21 protein-coding genes are annotated in these 18,731 nt (G+C 45.0%); 6 read left to right on the top strand and 15 right to left on the bottom strand.

The annotated features are described in order from the left end of the window. Positions 1–7: 7 nt before the first annotated feature. The 3 genes from ftsX to ftsY all read right to left on the bottom strand — a co-directional run bounded on the left by ftsX (position 8) and on the right by ftsY (position 2,962). The gene (gene ftsX, locus AACR09_RS18895; protein WP_004736584.1) at positions 8–976 is read right to left on the bottom strand and encodes a permease-like cell division protein FtsX; all 969 of its coding nucleotides are present in this window, start codon (positions 974–976) and stop codon (positions 8–10) included. Continuing rightward, complete coding sequence (gene ftsE / locus AACR09_RS18890) at positions 963–1,640, bottom strand: cell division ATP-binding protein FtsE (protein ID WP_193834474.1); 678 nt, start codon at positions 1,638–1,640, stop codon at positions 963–965. The genes ftsX and ftsE overlap by 14 nt, the downstream gene beginning before the upstream one ends. Before the next feature lie 77 nt (positions 1,641–1,717). Beyond that, positions 1,718–2,962, bottom strand: coding sequence for a signal recognition particle-docking protein FtsY (gene ftsY / locus AACR09_RS18885; protein WP_193834473.1), 1,245 nt, complete (start codon positions 2,960–2,962; stop codon positions 1,718–1,720). 230 nt (positions 2,963–3,192) lie between these two features. On the opposite strand from ftsY, the gene rsmD reads away from it, so the two are divergent. Beyond that, positions 3,193–3,795, top strand: a complete 603-nt coding sequence (gene rsmD, locus AACR09_RS18880) for a 16S rRNA (guanine(966)-N(2))-methyltransferase RsmD (protein WP_193834472.1) — start codon at positions 3,193–3,195, stop codon at positions 3,793–3,795. A gap of 10 nt (positions 3,796–3,805) precedes the next feature. Next, the gene (locus AACR09_RS18875) at positions 3,806–4,072 is read left to right on the top strand and encodes a DUF1145 domain-containing protein (RefSeq protein ID WP_004736590.1); all 267 of its coding nucleotides are present in this window, start codon (positions 3,806–3,808) and stop codon (positions 4,070–4,072) included. A gap of 118 nt (positions 4,073–4,190) precedes the next feature. Here AACR09_RS18875 and AACR09_RS18870 read toward each other — a convergent pair whose 3' ends face one another. The 4 genes from AACR09_RS18870 to AACR09_RS18855 form a co-directional block, all read right to left on the bottom strand. Next, entirely contained in the window at positions 4,191–4,775 is a 585-nt protein-coding gene (locus tag AACR09_RS18870; protein ID WP_009848232.1) for a YhgN family NAAT transporter, read from the bottom strand. Positions 4,776–5,022: 247 nt separating this feature from the next. Continuing rightward, complete coding sequence (locus AACR09_RS18865) at positions 5,023–5,259, bottom strand: YecH family metal-binding protein (RefSeq protein WP_017061034.1); 237 nt, start codon at positions 5,257–5,259, stop codon at positions 5,023–5,025. A 90-nt stretch (positions 5,260–5,349) separates the two neighbouring features. Next, a complete protein-coding gene (locus AACR09_RS18860; protein ID WP_004736594.1) occupies positions 5,350–5,970 on the bottom strand; it encodes a lysoplasmalogenase in 621 nt (206 codons plus the stop codon). Between the two features lie 927 nt (positions 5,971–6,897). Continuing rightward, positions 6,898–7,272: a hypothetical protein gene (locus AACR09_RS18855; RefSeq protein ID WP_004736595.1), complete on the bottom strand. Its 375-nt coding sequence runs from the start codon at positions 7,270–7,272 to the stop codon at positions 6,898–6,900. A gap of 244 nt (positions 7,273–7,516) precedes the next feature. On the opposite strand from AACR09_RS18855, the gene AACR09_RS18850 reads away from it, so the two are divergent. Then, positions 7,517–7,846: a DUF2500 domain-containing protein gene (locus AACR09_RS18850; RefSeq protein ID WP_004736596.1), complete on the top strand. Its 330-nt coding sequence runs from the start codon at positions 7,517–7,519 to the stop codon at positions 7,844–7,846. A gap of 59 nt (positions 7,847–7,905) precedes the next feature. Here AACR09_RS18850 and AACR09_RS18845 read toward each other — a convergent pair whose 3' ends face one another. The 7 genes from AACR09_RS18845 to rhtB all read right to left on the bottom strand — a co-directional run bounded on the left by AACR09_RS18845 (position 7,906) and on the right by rhtB (position 14,502). Next, positions 7,906–8,919, bottom strand: a complete 1,014-nt coding sequence (locus AACR09_RS18845) for an acyltransferase (RefSeq protein ID WP_193834471.1) — start codon at positions 8,917–8,919, stop codon at positions 7,906–7,908. 124 nt (positions 8,920–9,043) lie between these two features. Then, positions 9,044–10,264 carry an organoarsenical effux MFS transporter ArsJ gene (gene arsJ, locus AACR09_RS18840; RefSeq protein WP_193834469.1) on the bottom strand — a complete coding sequence of 407 codons (1,221 nt, stop codon included), beginning with the start codon at positions 10,262–10,264 and terminating at the stop codon, positions 9,044–9,046. A gap of 207 nt (positions 10,265–10,471) precedes the next feature. Further along, the gene (locus tag AACR09_RS18835) at positions 10,472–10,963 is read right to left on the bottom strand and encodes a cyclin-dependent kinase inhibitor 3 family protein (RefSeq protein WP_193834467.1); all 492 of its coding nucleotides are present in this window, start codon (positions 10,961–10,963) and stop codon (positions 10,472–10,474) included. A 41-nt stretch (positions 10,964–11,004) separates the two neighbouring features. Next, positions 11,005–12,006 carry an ArsJ-associated glyceraldehyde-3-phosphate dehydrogenase gene (locus AACR09_RS18830; RefSeq protein WP_004736601.1) on the bottom strand — a complete coding sequence of 334 codons (1,002 nt, stop codon included), beginning with the start codon at positions 12,004–12,006 and terminating at the stop codon, positions 11,005–11,007. Between the two features lie 173 nt (positions 12,007–12,179). Further along, complete coding sequence (locus tag AACR09_RS18825) at positions 12,180–12,521, bottom strand: metalloregulator ArsR/SmtB family transcription factor (RefSeq protein WP_004736602.1); 342 nt, start codon at positions 12,519–12,521, stop codon at positions 12,180–12,182. Between the two features lie 99 nt (positions 12,522–12,620). Then, the gene (locus tag AACR09_RS18820) at positions 12,621–13,841 is read right to left on the bottom strand and encodes an EAL and HDOD domain-containing protein (protein WP_193834465.1); all 1,221 of its coding nucleotides are present in this window, start codon (positions 13,839–13,841) and stop codon (positions 12,621–12,623) included. 43 nt (positions 13,842–13,884) lie between these two features. After that, positions 13,885–14,502 carry a homoserine/homoserine lactone efflux protein gene (rhtB, locus tag AACR09_RS18815; protein ID WP_004736604.1) on the bottom strand — a complete coding sequence of 206 codons (618 nt, stop codon included), beginning with the start codon at positions 14,500–14,502 and terminating at the stop codon, positions 13,885–13,887. Positions 14,503–14,583: 81 nt separating this feature from the next. Between rhtB and AACR09_RS18810 the strand changes: the two genes are divergently transcribed. Both AACR09_RS18810 and AACR09_RS18805 read left to right on the top strand, forming a co-directional pair. Continuing rightward, the gene (locus AACR09_RS18810) at positions 14,584–15,564 is read left to right on the top strand and encodes an alpha/beta fold hydrolase (RefSeq protein WP_054548350.1); all 981 of its coding nucleotides are present in this window, start codon (positions 14,584–14,586) and stop codon (positions 15,562–15,564) included. A 199-nt stretch (positions 15,565–15,763) separates the two neighbouring features. Further along, positions 15,764–16,591, top strand: a complete 828-nt coding sequence (locus tag AACR09_RS18805) for a Cof-type HAD-IIB family hydrolase (protein WP_004736606.1) — start codon at positions 15,764–15,766, stop codon at positions 16,589–16,591. An 87-nt stretch (positions 16,592–16,678) separates the two neighbouring features. On the opposite strand, the gene AACR09_RS18800 is transcribed toward AACR09_RS18805, so the two are convergent. Then, entirely contained in the window at positions 16,679–17,146 is a 468-nt protein-coding gene (locus AACR09_RS18800) for an EVE domain-containing protein (RefSeq protein WP_102489172.1), read from the bottom strand. 39 nt (positions 17,147–17,185) lie between these two features. Here AACR09_RS18800 and AACR09_RS18795 point away from each other — a divergent pair, with 39 nt between their 5' ends. Beyond that, the gene (locus AACR09_RS18795) at positions 17,186–18,730 is read left to right on the top strand and encodes a COG3650 family protein (protein ID WP_193834463.1); all 1,545 of its coding nucleotides are present in this window, start codon (positions 17,186–17,188) and stop codon (positions 18,728–18,730) included. Position 18,731: the final 1 nt, after the last annotated feature.

The following is an 18,731-nucleotide window of genomic DNA, read 5'->3' as shown; positions in this document are numbered from 1 at the left end:
TATTCACCTAAACTGGTTCAATTTCTTTTAGGTGACGCTGTGCAGAAAGCTTCGCAGCCACACTACCAAGCAGGGTTCCGACGATCAAAAGTAATAAAGACTCATCCCAACTCAGGCCAATTAAGCGGAAATGGCTATCATAAAGCTGAGCCAAATCATCCACTGCACTGTTGAGCAATACGGTAATCAATGCCGTCATTACCCAAGCACTAATCGAACCTAAAACGCCAAACCACATCCCAGCATAAAGGTATGGTCGAAGAATATAGCTGTCGGTAGCACCAATCAGCTTCATGGTTTGAATCTCGTCTTTATGCGCCAGCACATTAAAGCGTAATGTATTGCCAATAATCAAAAATACCGCGCCCAACATCAATACCGTTAGGGTAATAACGATGACCGCTGCTAATGCTTTGATCGCATCCAATCGAGCTAACCAATCTTCGTCTAAACGAACATCGGTCACTAGCTCTTGCTTTTTAACGTTGCTTGCTAATTCTTTGATTAAGACATCACTGTGCACGCTTGGCGTAATCACCAACACACCTGGCAATGAATAATCATCTAGGATAGTCAGGGCATCTTCAAAACCAGAATATTGGCTTAGATCCGCAAGCCCTTGTTGCGGTGAAATATATTCCACCAGCTCGACTTGATCCCAACTTTCAATTTCATCCTTAAGCACCATTACTCTCGGCTCAGGAATACCATCCTCTACATAAGCACTTATTTGTGACGGGCTGGTGACATCTTGAGCCACTTCACCAACGTTCTTGCCCAGTAGGTATAAACAAGCTGGCATCGCCAAAGCCATTGAGATCACCGCAAGGGTCAACAAGTTGCCCAACGGACGTTGCCACATTTGCGAGAACGATGACTTAGCTTGTTTCCAATGAACAACAAAGAAGCCGTCGCTTGAAGCCCGGTTTGCTGCTCGATTGGATTGAGGTTTCTTGATGCGCTTATTCGCGGCCATAGTCTTCAACCTCACTCAAAAAGCCTTGGTTTAATTCAAGATGACGGTACTGAGGGCGAGTGTTCACTAACCCGATATCGTGCGTCGCTAGGATGATCGTAACACCCGCGCGGTTGAACTCTTCAAACAAACGTAATACACGGTTAGATAATTCAGGGTCGAGGTTACCGGTCGGCTCATCCGCTAAAAGCAGAGTTGGACGGTTAACCACAGCGCGAGCGATACCCACGCGTTGCTGCTCACCACCAGAAAGCTGGCTTGGCAAACAACGGGCTTTGTCTAGTAAGCCGGTTTTATCCAACGCAGCACTGGCTCGGCGTTTTATTTCATTTTCAGAAATAGATTCAATACGCATAGGCAGTGCGACGTTATCAAAGATAGAGCGATCCATCAGTAGGCGATGGTCTTGAAAGACAATCCCGATGTTACGACGTAAGAAGGGAATGTCTTTAGCTGGAATACGAGTGATATCGTGATCGTTAAACCAAACACGTCCGTCAGTTGGACGCTCGATGGCGCAGATCAACTTCAGCAAGGTACTTTTACCAGCTCCAGAGTGCCCACCCAAAAAAGCCATCTCTCCACGTTTAAGGTGAAAGTCCACTTTTTGGAGCGCTTGTCGTCCGCCTCGGTAGGCTTTGCTCACTTGCTGAAATTTGATCACCGAAAATTCCTCTTACGATCACTCATATCAAATTTAAAACGGTAGCAGGTTAAGGATAAACCACTTTGCTACTCGCGTTACTCTTCGCGGCTAAATAGTGCTTCAATAAAGTCTTTAGACTCAAATGGACGCAGGTCATCAATGCCTTCACCCACACCAATGTAGCGGATTGGAATCTGGAACTGATCAGCAATTGAGAAAATCACGCCGCCTTTCGCCGTACCATCTAGCTTAGTGAGCGTAATACCCGTTACTGGTGCCACGTCACTGAACAGCTTCGCTTGGCTGATAGCATTCTGACCGGTACCTGCATCTAGCGTTAACATGATTTCGTGCGGTGCAGAGTCATCAATCTTCTTCATTACACGAACAATCTTACGCAGCTCTTCCATCAAGTTGCTCTTGTTCTGCAAACGACCTGCAGTATCAGCAATCACAACATCAACACCACGCGCTTTCGCCGCTTCAATGGCATCGTAGATAACAGACGCGCTATCGGCACCTGTGTGCTGAGCGATCACAGGAACGTTATTACGTTGACCCCAAACCTGAAGTTGTTCAACCGCTGCCGCACGGAAGGTATCACCCGCCGCCAACATCACTTTCTTGCCTTCACTTTGGAATTGTTTAGCCAGCTTACCGATCGTAGTTGTCTTACCGACACCGTTCACACCAACCATTAAAATAACGTAAGGTGTTTTAGTCGTATCAACAACCAGTGGCTGTTCCACTTGGCTTAAGATATCCGCCATCTCTTCTTTGAGCAGACCATATAGAGCTTCACCGTCTTTTAGGTCATTGCGAGATGCTTTTTCTGTCAGATTTTCAATGATCTTAACCGTGGTATTCATACCCACGTCTGCAATCAGAAGTTGCTCTTCTAGTTCTTCAAACAGATCTTCATCGATTTGTTTACCCTTGAACAAGCCAAAGAAGCCAGCACCGATGTTTGCTTTAGTGCGGCTAAGACTACGCTTAAGGCGCGCAAAGAAGCTTTCTGTCGGCTTATCTTGAACTTCTTCAACCTGAGCTTGAGGAACAGCAACTTCTTCCTGTTCTGCTTCTGCTTCTGCTTCTGCTTCTGCTTCTGCTTCTGCTAGGACAGGTTGCTGCTCTTCTCGAGTTTCTTCAAGCGCTTGCTTAGATTCAGTTGGCTTAGCTTGTTCAGCTTCAGGCGCGACCTGTTCAGCCTCGACTTGTGATTCAACTTCAGTTTGATCTTCAACGTTTTCTACGTTCGCTTCATTCTGAGTTTTTGGGCTTTGTTCTTCGTCACCAAAACCAAGCCACGATAATAATCCGCGCTTCTTTTTTTCCGTCATCAGAGGAGTTTCCTAGATCTACTAATTAGCTGTATTGACTTAATACACGTCGACTCTTTGCTATTGTTATACAATACAAGCTTGTACAAACGAATAGTAAAGAAAAATGACAAAGCAGTGATAAGTTTGCTTTTAGCTTGATACACTTTGTCATTGCAAATTTATTTAATACTCGAACCCACTTAAATTGGGCTCGGTATAGTATCACTTTATTAGCGGTCAAAAAATCTATGGTAAGACGTCGCCAGCAAAACACATCACAAAAAAAGCCATCCGGAGGCTTTGTTCGAATTATTAGTGGCTCATGGAGAGGTAGAAAGCTGCCTGTTCATGATTTAGAAGGATTACGCCCAACCATTGACCGAGTAAAAGAGACACTCTTTAACTGGGTGGCTCAAGATATCCCACATTCAACTTGCTTGGATGTATTTGCCGGTTCTGGCGGTCTAGGTTTTGAAGCAGCTTCTCGCCAAGCAAAAATGGTGACACTGCTCGAAATGAATCAAAAGGCGGCCAAACAGCTTTCTGATAACGCGAAAGAGCTTAAGGCAGACAACATCAATGTCGTGAATACTGATGCTATCTCTTTCCTTAAGAAGCCAGGTACTCCTTACGATATGGTTTTCCTTGATCCACCATTTCGTAAAGGCTTACTTGCAGAAACTATACAACTGCTTGAAAGCAATGGCTGGTTGGCAGACAACGCCATCATTTACGTCGAGACAGAAAAAGAGTTGCAGCTTGAGGCTATGCCAGAGAACTGGGAATTGCATCGCGATAAGACCACTGGCCAGTCTAGCTACCGACTGTTTAATCGAACCACTGAAGAATAGGAGTTATTAAATGAAGTTCTTACTTCCACTAGCAAAAGTAGCCATCGCCTTTGTTTGGTTTATCTTAATCGTAAATATTTTCTACCCATTCCCGGGTAATGCTGCGATTGCGCTTTATATCATGACAGCGTTCTTGTTCTTCATGCACGGCCTGCAGATGCTGATTTTTATCGGTGCATTCGGCGATAAGATCGAAATGTCACGTTGGGAGAAGTGGTCAATATTGATTTTCGGTGTGTTTGCCCTACTCGATATCCGACGCAAACACATGATGTAATCAAGCTTAAGCTCAGATATAAAACGCTTAGCTACAGAAAACATCATGACAGAAACATTAAATACAAGAACGCCGCTCATTTGAGCGGCGTTTTTTTTATTCAGCAATGATACTGATGTTAGCCCATGTAGCCTTTTACACCATCTAGGAACATTTGCGTCGACAACATAACCAACAACAAGCCCATCAAGCGTTCGATGGCTTTAAGGCCTCGCTCACCCAGTACTCGCAGGAAGAAACCATTAAACATCAGAATAAAGAAGGTCGCGCCCCAAGCCAGCATCACTGCGCCTGAAAGCTCTAACATGTTGTCAGGGTGCTGTGTCGACAACAGAATCAATGCAGCAATCACCGACGGTCCTGCAATCATAGGGATCGCCATCGGCACGATAAACGGTTCTTCACCCGCCGCTAGGCCGGTAATACTGCCCGCACTTGGGAAAATCATCTTAATCGCGATGATGAACAGAATAATACCGCCAGAAATGCTCAAGGTTTCAGGCTGCACGTGCAGGAAGTTCATGATGCTTTGACCGGCAAACAAGAACAACAGCAGGATAATCAGCGCAAACATCAGTTCACGAACAAGAACAATACGGCGACGCTTCGGATCAATATGCTTAAGGATAGAGAGCACGATTGGTAGATTGCCAAGCGGATCCATAATAAGAAACAGCATGGTCGCTGCAGATAAAATTTCCATAAGTTTGTCTCGAAAAGCGTAAGTGCGCGGAGTATAGCAGCCTCAACATTGATTTTCGAACGCAGTAATAAAAGGATTAACTTATGTAATTAGAAGGGAATTTTTCGAGAGCAAATAGAAAGCTAGAAAGCTAGAAAGCTAGAAAGGAGAAAAGTAAAAAGATAATTTAAAGAGTGAAGCCGAAACGTCACATCCACTCTTCTTATCTGTAAAAGCCAAAAGGCTCTAAAAACCAAGTCACCGGGAATTAGTGGTTACACACACGTTCGCGATTAGTGCAAAGCTTGTCATCAATAACCACGACCTTTTCCATCTTCAGGAAAAACTTCAGCAATCCATCTAAATCCAGACCGTTCAGCTTACACGTATGAAAACGCGCTTCTGCGCCATAAGTTTGAGCAAGTTCTTGCGTCAACTCTTCACGAGTCAGTGGCTTTTCACTCAGTAGGTTTAAAACGTTGTGTGCATGAATTTCGGTAGTCATAAATCTATCTCATGTTTAATGAAGTAGACGTAGAGTACCTACTTTCATCTTAGCTGCCTTGATGTAGCTCAGAATTAAGCTAGCTCTACCCTAAATGGTAAGGGAAGCAACAATGAGAGCGTGCGCGAGAAAGTAACTGCCCGTCACCCAAAAGTAGGCACCTTTGATTGGGCTACGATAGAAATTTAGCGCATACGCCAGAGCCGAAAGTAGTAACACGCTACAGCCAGCAAAACCAACCGCATGTGACAATTGAGGATCAAGCAACCAGAGCTCACCAGAAGCCCATGCAAGCTGAATAAGCACGATACCCATGATAACCACAGGAAAGACGAGTTTGTCTAAACGAGGCAGAAGTAAGAAGAAAGCAACGACACAAGCCGCTAATAGGAGCGCGAACAACCACCAGACCATTTCTCCTGATAGCTGTAACCAAAATGCTTTGCTGTAACAGAGCTGAGCCAATAAGAAGCACACAAAATGCAGAGGACGTTTTTGAGTAACCGTATGAAGGACATCTGCGATTGCAGAGATCGCCAACCCAGCGACTATCCAATAGGTAAAGTCAGCAACGACAGATTGAGTTAAAGCAATGGTCGCCAATAATACAAAGGTAAATACCTTATACGACAAGGCCTGACCGATATGTCCATGTTTCGTTCCTGCTATTGCTCCGATACCAGATAAGGAAACCGCCAACCAACTCCACATACCATTTGCCCCATTGCTTTAAATCGTCGCCAGTCTAGGCACACGAGTGTTGATGTAAAGCCTCAGCCCCTCAAAATTGGATCTTGATTACGCTTCCACTAAAAAGAGCCTCTTTAGATTGAAGTCGTAACAATTACTATGATGACTATGGCTATTCTTTTAAAACTAGAGCGATTCATCGACAAACTTATTTAAATTGGCATTAGAGCGTCCAGACTTGAATTTTAGTCACTTCTAACCTACAGACTCCTTATAAAACCCCCATATATCATCAAATGCCACACTTAAAAATTTAAAAACACTGCACTTAAGATCAATTATAACAATAAGTTAAACAAACAAATCCAGAGTTAACAGGGAAATGAAAACACCACATCACTCTAGACTTATAAAGTAAGTGGCTTGCTTTCTTAAAACCCAACTTTGTCAGGTTTTTTCAAGTCCTCTGTGAAAATTTCTACAAAAACCAATCCGAAAAATTTAAAACAGAACAAAATCAAAGCCAGAAACCACCAACCCCTATTAATACAGTTTAACAACCTTTAACAATATAAATTACACAAAATGACCATTATAAAACAACAACTTAAATCAAAAATGGATAAACATGAAGCACAACGTATAAAATAGGAACACACCAAAAGACACAGTTAAACTCATCCAAACAAGCAAAAAACCAATAGTTTTCTACTACTTTTAAAGCTTTCGAAAGTAATTCTTGATCTAAACCTATAAGTAGTGCTATTCTTTAAAACATAGCGAGAGACAACCAAATTTAGGAGTAGTGTTATGATTTCATCTTCGCAAAGACAAGGACTTGTAATGATCGCGGTAGTTGTAGGTCTAATGACACTACCGATGATGTACTAAGCAAGTTACAAATAAAAAAAGGGACGCCATGAGCGTCCCTTTTTTTGTTCAATTTTTTCACTTCGAAAACAGATGCAGTGTTAGCACATCCCAGTTCGCATAATAGAAACCCGCGGCTGCTAAAGTCATTGCCATCATCAGTAAGATCGCAACTCGCCAGATAAAACGACCACTACGTGGAGTCAGCTCCTTCTCACAGTCGTTACACATCATGATGAACTTATGTTGGTCTTCCAACTTAGCCTCATGTTCATTGACTACCTTATTACGACACGTTGCGATATAACGCAGCTTGCTCACCATATCGTGCGGTAGCCTTTCTTCACAGCTTGTTACAAGCTCATGCAATCCTTCGCCTTCGGCATGATATTGAAGCCTCAATAACTTCTCTATATTGCGAGTTCTTGTCACCACTTTTTCAATATCGGTCATCTTGGCCCTCCCACTCCACACTATAATTCTAGTCGAGCATTCCCTTATTTTTATACAAATTTACTGATATTTACGTGAGAAAGAGACAATAAATAACAATGCTTTATCCCAAACAAGCCACTAAATGTGATGTCTGCCGAAAAATAATCAGCTTGGCTTACAACAGTTCACGAATAACAGCTTTAAACACATATCCCTATTGCTTGAAAGACTAGAATAACCATCACGACTACATGGAGGATATATGCCTAATTCACTCTTTTTTGCCATCTTTGCACTTGCTGGTCTAGCGGCTTGGGTATTTATTGGTTTCTATCGAAAACACTCGCAAGGTGAAAATGCGCCAGAAAAGAAAGTGAATGTCACGGTGTTAGACAAACAATCCATCGACCTTCCTGACGCAGAACCTGGCCAAGAAGATCAAGAATACTGGATTTACGTTCAACGTGGTGTCGTTGGTCCAAAACGAGAATTCCAAGTCGGCATCCACTACTTCCACGCCCTTAACCCTGGCGACAAAGGAACCTTAACCTACCAAGGCGATAAGTTCTTACACTTTGCGTTGAAGCGCTAACCCTAGCCGCCTCAACTGTCTCTTCTAAGCAACCCATCCAAAAGCCTTAGCCCCTACTGCTAAGGCAATAACCAACGCGTTCTCTCTGACTTAGAGACCAACCAGCTCATCCATAACGCGCCAGCCCCGCTGATCACGAACCATAATGGAATAACCCAAGCAGGATGTCCTTGGTACCAACCGAATTCTTTCATTGGCCATAAGAAAATCGGGTGCAGCAGATAAATACCTAAGCTGTGTTTACTGATAAAACCAACCACTTGATTGCTCTTCTCAGACAAACCTTCACCATAGTAACGGCACACCATGAACACCATGCTCGCCGCTAATACGGTATTCAACGTCTTGTAAGATAACCAACGCCCTACTGTGTACTCTTCTGCTACCAAGCTTGCATCAACCACCATGTAAACCGTGGTCATTAACGCTAACCCACCAAGTAATACACTCACGCCGACAGTCATCTTATTAAGTGGAACAATCTTATACAGCAGGTAACCCAACGGTAAGTACCCGGTGTACAACCACAACTCATGACTCCAAGGGCCATCGATTTTCAATAAGAACAATAACGTAGTAAACAACCATACCGCCGTAAAGGCATAGACAGATCTATCACCGTACTTTCTGACCATGATCTGTAAAAAAGGAATCACAAAGTAGAGCGGGATAAAGTAATAAAAGAAGCCAAGGTGATAGTAGGTATAGTGATGATAGCTATTGAGTAGCACATCCCAACTGACGTCAGCATCGAAGCCCATTACCGACCAACCCGATAGGTAGGTATAGAACAGCGACCAGACAATGAAAGGGATCAACACCTTACCCAGACGACGTTTGAGGTAGTACTTGGCGTCAAACGGGCGCTGATCACTCAGCATCAGAGCACCAGTAATCAAGATGAACACCGGCACCGCCCAACGACTGAAACCGTTCACCGTAATGGCGGTCAGCCACTCACCGAAAGGAATAGTGCCTAATTCATTCCGATAAGGCGCCAAAACATGAATCGCGATAACTGCTATGGCCGCGACACATCGTGCTAAATCAAAAAAGAGAATTCGCTGCTTCATGTAAATGCCTGATTAATATTCAATCATTCTACTATAGCAATAAAAAAGCTGACCGGAATAAATACCAAGTCAGCTTAGTGTTAAAGGAGAGGCTTATCGCGAATTTAGCTCATGCGGCTGAAGCTTATGCCGCTGAGATTTGCGGCACTTTAGGTAAACGCAGAGAGATCACCGTCGTTATCGCTAAGAACGCAAAAGATACCCACAGACACGCAGACAAACCGGCCATTTGGAATACCAACCCTGACAAGATAGTGCCAATCAAACGGCCCATTGCATTTGCCATGTAATAGAAACCGACATCAAGAGAAACGCCATCGCCTTTCGCATAACTCACAATAAGGTATGAGTGCAGCGATGAATTCACCGCAAAGATGGCACCAAACACCATCAAGCCACCGATAATAACGAACTCGGGTTGCCAGCCAATTTGCACCGCATAGGCAATACCTGCAGTCACGATAGCCAACGCCAACGCCCATAATAGCGCTGCATGTCCATCAGGCACCTTGCCTTGTGCTTTACCAGTAATCTTAGGTGCAATGCCCTGCACAAAGCCATATGCGATGGTCCAAACCGCTAAGAAGCCACCCACCCATGAGTGATCCCATCCAAACACGCTGCCTAGGTAAATCGGCAAAGCAATCACAAACCACACATCACGAGCACCAAACAGGAACATACGCGCAGCAGATAGGATGTTGATGGATTCAGACTTAGAGAAGATCTGTTTGAATTTAGGTTTGGTTTTCGCTTTGCCCATGTCCGCTTCTAAGCTCACCAAGCTGCCGATGAACACTAATGTCAGTACAGCAGCCATCGCAAGCACTGCATATTGGAAACCAATTGTTGAAAGCAGCAAACCACCAATAAAGAACCCTGCGCCTTTAAGCGCATTCTTAGATCCGGTCAGAATCGCAATCCACTTATAAAGCGCACTCTGCTGTTCATCAGGTACCAGAGTCTTAATCGAGCTCTTGGCACTCATCTTATTGAGGTCTTTAGCAATACCAGACAAAGCCTGCGCCGCCATTACCCAAGGAATGGTCAACATGGCTGATGGTACCGCGAGCATACCCAAGGCGACGACTTGCATCCCTAAGCCGATGTTCATGGTCTTATTGAGTCCAAGACGTGCCCCTAACCAGCCACCGATGAGGTTGGTCACCACACCAAAGAATTCATAGAAAAGGAACAGTGAGGCGATTTCTAGTGAACTGTAGCCAAGGTCGTAAAAATACAGAACCACCAGCATACGAAGTGCACCATCAGTAATGGTGAAGTTCCAGTAGTTGAAAGTCACCAACATATATTGGCGAACGCTCTTACTTAGATTTGAAAACATAACGCTATCTCTGCAATCTAAACAAAAAGAGCTTTTAGATCATAGGTGTCCAAAAGCTCTAATTCTTACTTTCCACTTAACTTTATACTCAAAATAATTGGAGTTGCAGCTAGGCAACAAGCAAGTTCAGCCCTATGAGCATAGGTGTTCTATGTGATTAGGGTGAACTTGCGCAGTTAACAACGCTGCAGGTTCAAGTATGAAGAGCTACGCAGAAGCTACGCCGTTGATATACTCAACCTGAATGGGCTTAGTAAATGCGCCCGGACGCAGTGCCTGCACCTCTTGAACAATCTTGCTCATGTCCCAGTTCTTTTCTAGCAATAGGTGTGCAGCTAGTAAGCCCGTGCGGCCAGAACCGCCCATGCAATGCATCGCAACCTTGCCGCCGTTATCAACGATGTTATGTAGCTCAGGGCTAGCCGCTTGCCATTTCACAGCAAAATCAGCGCCTGGCGCGCAGTCGTCTTCAATCTCTATCTGGAACCATTGCATGCCTAGTGCTTGCGCTTTCTCGCCAAGTGTCGCCACGTCTTTGCTTGCAAGCTCATGGTCATCAAGTGCTGTCACGATAGCTTCAACGCCTTGCTCTTTTAGCTGAGCCAGTGATGCATCAAGCGTTGCTTCTTTTGTGCCTGGGCACGGAGTAAGCACTAACGCACCTTGCTCTAGGTCTAGTTGCCATGTTGGATGTGTCATTATGTATTCTCCAAATTCTACTATTTCTTAAGTACGCAGGCTTAAGCTAAACCAACGGTACGAACTAACTCAGCGGTACGTGTCGCGTAGCCCATCTCGTTGTCGTACCAAGCGTAGATCTTAACCATGCGCTTACCGACCAACATCGTTGATAGTGCATCCACGATTGTTGAGCGTTGGTCGCCTTTGTAATCGATAGAAACCAGTGGACGCTCTTCAAAGCCAAGAATGCCTTTCAGTTCATTCTCAGACGCTTCTTTCAGCATCGCATTGACTTCTTCTGCTGTGGTGTCTTGCTTCACTTCGAAGATGATGTCTGTCAGAGAAGCATTCGCTAGTGGTACACGAACCGCGTGGCCGTTGATACGGTTTTCAAGCTCTGGGAAGATCTCAACAATCGCCTTAGCGCTGCCCGTTGTTGTTGGGATAAGGCTCATACCACATGCTCGTGCACGGCGTAAGTCCTTATGGGGCGCATCAAGAATCGTTTGCGTGTTAGTTAGATCATGAATAGTGGTGAAAGCTGCGTTCTCGATACCAAGCTTCTCGTTGATCACCTTAACCACTGGAGCGAGACAGTTCGTTGTACAAGACGCTGCCGTTACGATTTTATGTACCGCAGGATCGAAGATATTGTCGTTCACACCGACAACGATGTTTGCGATGCCTTCTTCTTTCACAGGAGCTGATACCACAACGCGCTTCACACCTTGCTCTAGGTATTTGTTTAGGAAAGAGGTCTTACGGTGAACACCTGTCGCTTCGATAACCACATCACAACCAGACCAATCGATCGCATCAATGTCGCGCTCTTTTGTGGTTTTGATGCGTTGACCATTGATGATCATCTCGTCGCCTTCAACAGCCACTTCGTGATTCCAACGACCTTGAACCGAATCGAACTCAAGAAGGTGAGCCAATGTTGCTGTGTCGCCAGCCACATCGTTAATTTGAACAAATTCTAGCTCATCCCAATCGAATGCTGCGCGAAGTGCTAGACGGCCGATACGACCAAAACCATTAATACCTACTTTGACTGTCATTTTCTGTTCTCTCAGTTAATTGCCTTCATATTTGAAGCCGCAGCGTTGTTGACTACGTTCACTTACCGGATCGCCGGCCTCCCTAATCACATAGAGCCACTATGCTCACAGGGATAAGTTCACTTGTCGCCTAGCTGCAACTCCAACTATTTCGGCATTAAGTTTTAATGTATTTAAACGCAACATACTGGGCGTGAGTTCATCGACTCTAAGCGCTCAATATCTTGCTGGTATTCAGTTTTCAAACAGTTCGATGCGATAAGGTCGTCAATTAACTTTAGCATCCAACCTGGTAAATCTTGTGACAGGCGGTAAAACACCCACTGCCCTTGGCGAACATCAGTCAAAATGCCGTTTGAACGCAACTGCGCAAGATGGCGTGAAACCTTTGGCTGACTTTCTTGCAATGCCTGAGTCAACTCACCAACCGATAAGCACTCATTGCGAACGATCAACATTAAGCAACGCACTCGCGTTTCATCGGACAGTAATTTAAAAAATTGGTGAGGAAGCATAAATACATACTCATATATGGATATGCATATATATTAGATATAAAAAAACGCACGTCAAGGCGTGCGTTATAATTGTCATAAAAGTTTAACGAAGATAAATCAGAGCTGATTGGTTACATTATGACTCCAGCGTCGAGCTTCGGTGAGCTCAGTTTTAACCTGTTCCACACTCAATCCTAAATGAGCACAGTGCTCATCCATCTGCTGCCAATCGGCATGCTCAAAGCTCTCTTCAAGGGCCAGCAAGGTTCCATATGGCCCTTCTCTACGTAGCAGAGCCACCTTGATACTTTTACACAAGGGCAGTTGCTCAACTAAACTCTCTAACGACAAGTCGAGCAGCGCATCAAGCAACGAGAACAAACCAATCATAAAGGCTTGCTCGGCATGCCCTTCAAATGCCTGATAACGAGACATACGTTGGCAGAACTGAGCTCGCTGAAGCGATAAGCCATATAGCTCTTTTGGCTTCTTATCAGAGACATAAGACGCCACCGCCAACGAGACAAACATTTTCAGCTTCTCTTGCCCCAGATAAACCAAAGCCTGGCGGAACGAAGAGATGGTGACCTCAAGACGAGGTGACATGGTATTCACAAAACGCAGTAACTTATACGACAAGGCAACATCTTTCGCGACGATGCTTTCGACACGTTGGAAGTTGACTTCCGGCTTACACACTTCTTGGAACAACTCCATAGCAATCACTTGCTCAGGGCTAATGTACTTGGTCTTGATGATTTCAGGTTTGCTGAAGAAGTACCCTTGGAAGAACTTAAAACCCGCCTCTTTCGCTTGCTTAAACTCTTGCTCAGTTTCGACTCTTTCAGCCAGAAAGCTAAACTTCTTCCCTTGATGAGCTCTTACCAAATCACACGCCTCATCCAAGCCCATTTGCATGATATCGAGCTTAACAATATGCGTGTATTTAAGGAATCGTTCCCATTCTGGCGTAGAGGTAAAGTCATCTAGGGCAATCATGTACCCCGCTTGATAGAGCTCTTTGACCGCTTCTAACAGCTCATCCGTCGGTTGGCAGGTTTCAAGAATCTCGACCACCACCTTGTCTTTCGGCAAGCCTAAAGGAAGTCGACGAATCAAGCTTTGATGAGGGAAATTAATAAAACAGCGCGAAGATGGAATCGAAGGGTTATGCCCAACCGATAAGAAGTTCTCAACAATCAGACGATACGTTGCTCGATTAGACTCAATATGCGCTGGGTAGGCATTCCTTTCTCCGTCGCGAAACAACAGCTCATAACCAAGCGTGTTCTTGTTACGGTTTAAGATAGGTTGTCGAGCAACGTAGGTAGCGGTCATTTATCTATAACTCTATTGATTTATCTATAACTGTATTGCTTTACTAAGCTTTAGCGGCAGCAAGCAAGGCACCGCAACCCATGAACATACCACCAAATATTTTATTTATCTTACTCATTATACGATCAGAACGAATAAAACGTCCCATTTGTGAAGCTAATGAGGTGTAGCCCAACATAACAACACTATCAATGAATACTGTTGTAACTCCTAGCACTAATAACTGCGGTGCTTGCGGTTGTGTAGGATCGATGAATTGAGGAAACAAAGCCACCAAAAACACGATAGATTTTGGGTTAGTTAGATTGATAAGCACGGCATTTCTAAGCAGCTTACCACTCGATAGCGTTGAGCTTTCTTCTGAAGCCACCAAGCTAGAATTATCACGCCATTTTTGAATACCCAACCAAACAAGGTAAACCACGCCTACCCATTTGATGATGGTGAACGCCAACGCAGATTGAGCCACCAGAGCACCAATACCTGCACCCACCAGCATGATGTGGAATGCAAGACCGAGCTGTAAGCCGGCGATCGACGCAAGTGACTTTTTGGTGCCATAACTTAACCCATTGCTGATTGAGTTAACGGTACCTGAGCCCGGAGCCAAACTAAACAATATCGCCGTGACGACATAAGCAAGCCAAACATGAGTATCCATTTGCATTTCCTTACTAGTTCTTTAATCTAACAACATTAGTAGCGATAAAGCTCTCACATGCATCAGTTCAGGTAATTTCCCATGGAAAACCACAGTGCCGCCCCATTTTCGTACACGCAAGAACCTGAGTTCGAGCAAGCGATTAAACACCCGATCCCTGCCCTTTGGCAACAACGTAAAGATGGGTATGTCACATCATCAGGTAAAAAGAAGCTGTACTGGTGTAGCCTAACCTCACCAACGCACACCAAAGCCATTGTTATTTCAAATGGCCGCATTGAGTGTTGCTTAAAATACCAAGAACTCTTTTATGATTTTTATCAGCAAGGCTATGACGTTTATTCATTTGACCACCAAGGTCAAGGCCAGTCGGAACGTATGGTAACAGACTCTGACATTGGTCACATTCATGAGTTTGATGATTACGCCTCAGACATGTCTGACGTCATTGCCAGTTTTGACCTAAGCCGATACGCCAATCGCTACCTACTGGCACACTCAATGGGCAGCACCATAGCCACTCGCTATCTACAAACTCATCCCGATCACCCGTTTGACAAAGTTACTCTGTGCGCTCCGATGTTTGGGATTAAGACTGAATGGTACTTCAAGCCCATCGCGATGGTCGTTGGACAAGTACTCACCGCTTTCTATGCTAAGCCGACTTATGCCCCGGGGCAGCAAGCGTACTACTCTAAGCCCTTCGAAAATAACTTACTCAGCCACAGCAAGGTACGCTATCACTGGTTCCGTTGCTTGTATGACGGATCCCCTTCTTTGCAGGTTGGCGGACCAAGCACTCGCTGGGTATGGCAAGGGTTAATGGCAGCCAAGCAGGCGATACAACAAACTCGTCAAATCAAGATCCCACTGCTATTGATTCAAGCTGGTGAGGAGAAGATTGTCAGCAACAGCGCTCAAGTGAAGTTCATCAATAAACTGAAGAAAACCAACTCAGCCTGCCAGTTTAAGGCCATTGAAGGGTCTAAGCATGAGGTGCTGTTTGAAAAAGACGAATATCGCAATCAAACACTGAATGCTATCAATCAGTTTTTTGCCTAGAGCGAATAAACTAATAAGCGAATAAGCTGAGTAACCGACCAAGAACGTAAGCGCTAAAGAGGAAGAGAAGTAAGTGAGCTTTGCCCTCTTTTCTTGCATGAAATTGGCATACAATTTCTACCTAGAGATATTGTAGTTAAAACGATTCTAGCGTTGGCTAGCGTCGATATTGGTTAAGCATTTTTGCAATGAGGGTTAAATGAGTATTCCTGCACTAAAAGATTCCGTGAAAATTGTTGCTTCTGATTTAGATGGTACGCTTTTGGCTCCCAACCATCAGCTAAGCGACTTTACCAAGCTAACACTTAAGAAATTACACGACCAAGGTTATACCTTTATCTTCGCTACGGGTCGCCACCACGTCGATGTGGCGGGTATTCGTCAGATCGCAGGTATTCCGGCGTACATGATCACTTCAAACGGTGCACGCGTGCATGACCAGAACGATCAACTGATGTATAGCCAGAACGTGCCTCAGGAACTCGTTCAACCTGTTATCGATATTGTTCGCCAAGATCCAAATCTCTTTATTCACATGTACCAGAATGAAGATTGGCTACTGGACCGTGAAGACGAAATGCTGGCAAAATTCCACAGTGAGTCTGGCTTTAGCTACAAGCGCTTTGAAGCAGAAAATGCACCAAGCGAAGGTATTGCGAAAGTCTTTTTCACTCACCCAGAACAGGACCACGAATATCTCGTCACGTTTGAACAAAAGCTAAGAGATGCTTTTGGCGACAAACTGAACATCGCCTTCTCTACACCTTGGTGTCTGGAAGTGATGGCCGCTGAAGTCTCTAAAGGCCACGCCCTAGACGCTGTTGCGAAATCACTGAACCTGACACTGGATAACTGTGTTGCCTTTGGTGACGGAATGAACGATGCCGAGATGCTGGCTATGGCAGGCAAAGGCTTAGTGATGGGTACATCGCATGAGAAAGTATTTAAAGCTTTACCAGACAATGAAGTGATTGGTAGCAGCGCAGACGACGCCGTTGCTCACTACCTAGAAAAGCACCTGCTCTAACCTCGTCTCGTCGAAGAGATCTGAATAAATAAAAAGGCAGCCAATGGCTGCCTTTTTTGAACCTTACGTAAAAAGCTCTCTCTAACGCTAACGAGAACCTAGCACTTCTTTGCTTAAGATCGCCTGCCACTCTTGCTCTGTAACCGGCATGATGGATAAGCGATTGCCCCGTTTAACCAACGGCATTTCTGCTAGCTCAGACATCGCTTTAAGCGTTGCCAAAGGAATTAAGCGCTCAGTCACTCGCACAAACTCGACATCCACCATTATCCAGCGCGGGTTGTCTGGCGAAGACTTGGCATCGTAGTAATCACTTTCTGGATCGAATTGAAAATGGTCTGGGTAGGCTTCTCTGGTTACTTTAGCGATCCCCGCTACGCCAACTTTCTTACATGATGAATGGTATATCATCACCAGGTCTCCAAGCTTAACGTCATCGCGCATCATGTTTCGAGCCTGATAGTTGCGTACACCCTCCCAACAAGAGGTTTTTTGTACTCTCAGAGTCTGAATAGAGAAGGTGTCGGGTTCTGTTTTAAATAACCAATATGCCATAATAAATCCAATTAACGGTTGCTCCGAGGAAGATATAACATGAAGGTAATGAAAAACCCAGTGACATGGCTAGTCGCATTCGCTCTACAAGGCTGTGTTACGGCACCTGATACGCCGCAACAACCTGAACTGCCTCCAGCAACCTTGGATGAGCCACTAAGCATTCAACCGCAAACCTTCATCATGCGTGGTCAGGTAGTGGTTGGCCATGAAAGCCGAACCTTCACCCCTTGCGGTAGCCAACAACAATACTGGTTAGATTTAACACCAGAACTCGCATTAGAAGCGCAAGGGCTCTCAACGAGACCTTACCAAGCCTTATACGGCGAGCTGATTGGTCATCTAACCGTACCGAGCCAAACAGGGTATAACGCAGATTTCACGGCACGTTTCGTGGTTGATCAAGTGAATATCCTCACCGCGGAAAACCCTGATCGTTGTGACCAACCCCTGCGCTCAACACGTGTATTCGGCAATGAACCTTTCTGGTCAGCAAGCTTCGATAAGGACCAGCTCAAATACACTAAGATGGGCGAACAGCCACAGATCCTCGATATTGAATCAAGCCGCACCACACCAAGCAGTCGTGATTACCAATTAGAAGGTAAAGCAGCGCAAGGCAAACTCAACCTTACAAAAGAGAGTTGCAGCGACGGCATGAGCGATTCTATCTATGGATGGCACGCCAAGCTTAACCTCAATGACAGTAACTATAATGGCTGTGCAACGGTCTCTAACCAAGATCCAACATTGGACTGGAGCGGACTCTACTTCGCTAGCTCAACGCAGAACACTGGATTCTCTATCAACCTTGAGCTCAACGATGACCACAGCGCCATTACGACATACTCGTACAGCAATGGAGACCCTTCTATTGTTGAACAAGGCTTCTGGCAGCAACTGAACCAAAACCAGGTACAAGTGGTTATGACTCGCCACCAGCAACAGTATTTAATCTCCGAGCGCATCTTCACGCTCGATAACGGCAAGCTGGTCGCTGAAAAAGAGAAAGTGGGCAACGTTGTCTACCCGATTGCCAATGGCGGTCTGGTGCTATTCGAAGCTAAGAGTGCACAAGCGCAAGTCAACACCACCGCTAACGTTGATCTAACCGCAAAGCAGGTGAACTCCAGTGATCAACTTGATCAAAAAGTCGACCAAGCGATCCGCGAATACTTTAAGATCAATAACACCTCACCAGACAATACTAAGTACCGCTGGTTAACCTACGACTTAAATGGCGATGGTAAGGAAGAACTGTTTGCCCAGCTCGATTGGTGTGGTTCTGGTGGCTGTACACTGCTAATTTTCGAAAACCATCAAGATAACTGGCGCTTCAATAGCCGAGTGACACTGGTTAAGGGAGACATACGCTTAGGTAAATCGCAAAACCACGGCTGGCAGGATCTGATCTTCAATGTCAGTGGCGGCGGTGCAACACCTGCAAAACACACACTGTCATACTCTGGTGTGAGCTACCCACTCAACCCAAGTGTCGCTCCAGTTGCAGATGATGTTGATATCAGCGACGTGGTTTTGTTTGCTGATGGTGTATCACCTGCACAAAGTGGAGTTAAGCTGTAAA

Origin of the sequence: Vibrio sp. OPT20 (genome assembly GCF_963889365.1) — a bacterium.
GTDB lineage: Bacteria > Pseudomonadota > Gammaproteobacteria > Enterobacterales > Vibrionaceae > Vibrio > Vibrio splendidus.
Note: the sequence above shows the minus strand (reverse complement) of the source record. Positions and strands in the feature narration are given on the sequence as shown.